A 3,732-nucleotide genomic window follows, 5' to 3' on the forward strand; every position below is an offset into this window, starting at 1 on the left:
TAAAATCCGGTTGCTGGTCGGTGATGTCCGGGATAAGGAGCGATTAAAGCGTGCCATGGAAGGCGTCGACATAGTCTTTCATGCAGCGGCCCTGAAGCATGTTCCTCTCTGTGAGTATAACCCCTTCGACGCGGTCAAGACTAACATTCTTGGAACCCAGAATGTCCTCAACGTTGCCCTTGACGAAGAGGTTGAAAAGGTCATCGTCATAAGCACCGACAAAGCGGCTAATCCTGTAAACGTTATGGGCGCAACGAAACTTCTTGCAGAGAGACTGACCCTCTCCGCGAACTCATACAGGGGGAATAGGAGAACTGTATTTTCCTGTGTACGGTTTGGAAATGTTATTGCGTCTCGAGGATCGGTCATTCCTTTATTCGCAGAACAGATCCGGATGGGGGGGCCTGTTACCGTCACCGATCCGGAGATGACTCGCTTTATAATGGATATACCCAGGGCAACGGATCTCATCTTGAGAGCGGGGGTTATGGCACGTTATGGTGAGATCTTTATTCTCAAGATGCCGGTCATCAAAATTGGTGACCTTGCAGAAACCATGATCTCTTTTTGTACTCAAAATAACGGCCAAAATGCTGAAGATATAGCCATTAAGGTCATCGGTACGCGCCCGGGCGAGAAGAAATATGAGGAATTAATGACCGAATCCGAGGCGGAGTGTGCGTATGAGAATGAAAGTATGTTCATCGTTGTGCACCCGCACACCCAGGATAAGATGCAGAGCGTTGTTCTGCCTGAAGGGTTCCAGAGATCCCTGAAAACCCGATATTCCTCGGCTGATGAAGTGATACTGACTAACGAGGAACTTCTCGATCTTTTAAGCAGGTTATTCTCTCGTTCATAATCTTCGATCGCTATTTTCTACCCAGCCTTGCCGAGGCGTTCGGGGTTCCGGTCGGGTTATCGGACCACACCCTCGGCATCGCCACCTCAGTAGCGGCGGTCGCTCTCGGTGCATGCATTATTGAGAAGCACTTCACACTCTCCCGTGCGGACCCCGGACCGGACAGTGCATTCTCGCTTGAGCCGCATGAGTTTAAAGCGATGGTGGACGCGGTGCGGGAGACAGAAAAGGCGCTGGGCAGGGTCTGTTATGAGGTCTCTGAACGCGAGATGGCGAGCAGGGTCTTTCGGAGATCACTGTTCGCCGTGAAAGATATTGAGGCGGGGGAGGAGCTTACGGAAGAGAATGTGCGCTCGATCCGGCCGGGGTACGGGCTGCCCCCGAAGTATCTGTCTACGGTGCTTGGCAGGAAGGCAGCGGGGAAGGTTACAAAGGGAACACCGCTATCGTGGGACTTGATGATATAACTCCATTTACGTAGTTAACATCCCGACCGCGGCACGGAAGCGATGACCGCCTGGTGGAAGATGCCGTCCGCGCCCGGGAAGAAGGCGCACCTAACGGTGCTCCCGCTCCGGCCCCCCTGGCCCATCGCGTCTCCATCAAGAGGTCGAGGTCGGTGATGCTCCCCTCGACGAACGACACCCGGGGGTGATCCAGGAGGTGCTCGATGTTTTCCCGCCGCCCGGTGGCAAGGTTGTCGATGATGACGACGTCGTGGTTTTGCGATAAGGTGTCTGCAAGGTTTGAGCCGATGAAGCCGGCCCCGCCGGTGACGATGTAGCGCATGAAGAATCTATGTTGGGGAAGCGGTTTAGGGGTTTCTGAATGGGGCTGGCGGAGACTGTACTGCTCTTCAGAGCATGAGGTGAGTCTTTCAAACCGCTCTGTAGCTAAATTCACAGACTTGAAACGTAGACCTGGTGCATACCTGCATCAGGTTCTCGGAGATGGATGTTGTGAAACCTTGATGGTATCAACTCCTAATGAGTGAAGTGGAGTTGCATCCTGAAGGTTACTGCAGTCTGAGCTACTTCAACCGGATTTGTTGTCGCCACCGCTGAGCAATATTTTTGAAGTCCGCTTCGTTTGGTGAGTCAAGTTGCCATCCTGCATCAAAATCAACGTCATGAGACCGCGGAAGACGCTCCGGCGTTAACTCCGTGACGCGGATCCGTGAAGGTAGAGTGATGGCTTGCCCAACACATATCGCCTCACGCCGCCGCAATCCAGATAACACGTTAGTCAGGCCTGCAAGAGAGTCAGGAAGGATCGCATTAACCTGCGCACGATCGTTTTCGTTGGTGATCCGGAGTACGATCCATGTGCTGCACTGAGACAGAACGGTAGGATCGATTTCGCTGGGACGCTGTGATACCAGCATAAGGGCGATGCCATACTTTCTCCCTTCTTTTGCCAATCTTCGAATTCCGTCCTGTGCAGCTTCATATTGTGCTTCACCTCGATTGGGTACGTAGCGATGTGCCTCTTCACAAACAAGAAGAATGGGAGTCCGGGCACGTTCATCGGAGGTTTGCCAGATTTTTAGAGAGAACAGGGTTCGTGCTATGACAGCACTGGCAAGGCCTGCGATCTCGTTTGGCACTCCTGAGAGATCGACGATACTGATCGGATCCTCGGAACCAAGAAACTGAGAGATGACGCTGGGAAGCGGATCGCCACTCCCATCCCAGGATTCCATCATGAACTTCATACGCTCGTCTCGCTCTAAGACCTCTAACTTGCCTATGACGGAGTTGTACGGTTCCAACTTTCTTTGGTCGTTTCCTGAAGGTTTTTGCTTATTCACTTCGGCTTTAAATCTCTCTAATGAATATGGGATGGGAGCGTCGACGGTCACAGTATCTGGGGGGAGGTCGGTCAGTTCTGCAGCTTCTTTCCGAGCTTCAAGAAGGGCAACTTTTATGATATTCGATTGGGTCGTTGCAGTGAACTCTGTTTTTCCAAGGAAAAGGGAGATCGTCTCCTGAAGATTGAATAGCCAGTATGGCAACTTCAATGATCCCTCATCCGTCGAAAGGCGTTTGTGGGTGGGAAAGGCGGATCCGTATTCATTGTGCGGATCTAATACCACAATTTTGGGCTTCCAATTCTGGTACTGATTATCCTCCCCATGCTCGATAATAGCGTGCAGGAGAGCGGCAACTGTTCCTGACTTTCCGGATCCAGTCGATCCAAGTATGGCAGTATGCTTTCCCAGTAATTCGTTCATATCTACATAGCAGATGGCGCCGTCAACCCCCACATGATCCCCGATCGGGATCGTGGCTCTGGATCCCTTGTCAAAGAGCCATTTAAGTTCTGATTTGGGTGTCAGGTAGACAACCTGTTTTGGTAGTGGGAAGGTGGAGACACCTCTTTCAAACACCAACTTCCATTGTTCATCGCTCTGGATCCACTCCCCTTCCCCGAAGAGATCCGCTTCGATTACTCTAGCATTTGAAGCAAAAGTGCTGATGATTCCGTTTTCGAGTTCATATTCTGATTTCATCCGGAGTTTACTGACGAATGCATAGATGATTCGGCGTCCGAAGTGGATCTTTAGGATTGACCCAAATTGGCCTATAGGATAGATCTCTCCAGCGAAAATGCGAGATAGATTGTGAATCAGGGGGTCCAATTCAGCCACAATATGAGTGCCGCTTACCTCGATGATCGTACCTATTGCGAGATTTTTAAGGGGTTCGCTTGGGTTGTTAGACATCATTGTTCCCCGCCTAATAATTGCGTGAGCAGTTCAAATCTCCACCATAAAAGTTCCTCGCTGGATCGCTTCTGATTCTCACCATGAAAAAAGCCTCGATTAGAATGTATCCGGACTTGGGTCCTGATTTCAGGGTCAGCCATCC

At 51.1% G+C, this 3,732-nt stretch carries 4 protein-coding genes; 2 read left to right on the top strand and 2 right to left on the bottom strand.

All coding sequences use genetic code 11. The features are described 5' to 3' along the window. Positions 1-862: polysaccharide biosynthesis protein (locus tag EI28_RS12285; RefSeq protein WP_048115230.1), on the top strand; the 862-nt coding region annotated here is incomplete at its 5' end. Further along, complete coding sequence (locus EI28_RS15340) at positions 862-1,329, top strand: N-acetylneuraminate synthase family protein (RefSeq protein ID WP_255342103.1); 468 nt, start codon at positions 862-864, stop codon at positions 1,327-1,329. The genes EI28_RS12285 and EI28_RS15340, both read left to right, overlap by 1 nt. On the opposite strand, the gene EI28_RS15355 is transcribed toward EI28_RS15340, so the two are convergent. Both EI28_RS15355 and EI28_RS12295 read right to left on the bottom strand, forming a co-directional pair. Then, positions 1,289-1,651, bottom strand: a complete 363-nt coding sequence (locus tag EI28_RS15355) for an NAD-dependent epimerase/dehydratase family protein (protein WP_304412417.1) — start codon at positions 1,649-1,651, stop codon at positions 1,289-1,291. The genes EI28_RS15340 and EI28_RS15355 overlap by 41 nt on opposite strands. A 241-nt stretch (positions 1,652-1,892) precedes the next feature. Beyond that, positions 1,893-3,590: an ATP-binding protein gene (locus tag EI28_RS12295; RefSeq protein ID WP_197018518.1), complete on the bottom strand. Its 1,698-nt coding sequence runs from the start codon at positions 3,588-3,590 to the stop codon at positions 1,893-1,895. Positions 3,591-3,732 lie beyond the last annotated feature (142 nt).

The sequence above is a fragment of the Methanoculleus sp. MH98A genome, from assembly GCF_000691865.1.
Taxonomy (GTDB): Archaea; Halobacteriota; Methanomicrobia; order Methanomicrobiales; family Methanoculleaceae; genus Methanoculleus.

What these genes read in the sequence shown, in the direction of transcription:
- EI28_RS15355 (WP_304412417.1), bottom strand. Translation starts at nt 1,651, where the DNA reads ATGCGCTACATCGTCACCGGCGGGGCCGGCTTCATCGGCTCAAACCTT.
- EI28_RS12295 (WP_197018518.1), bottom strand. Translation starts at nt 3,590, where the DNA reads ATGATGTCTAACAACCCAAGCGAACCCCTTAAAAATCTCGCAATAGGT.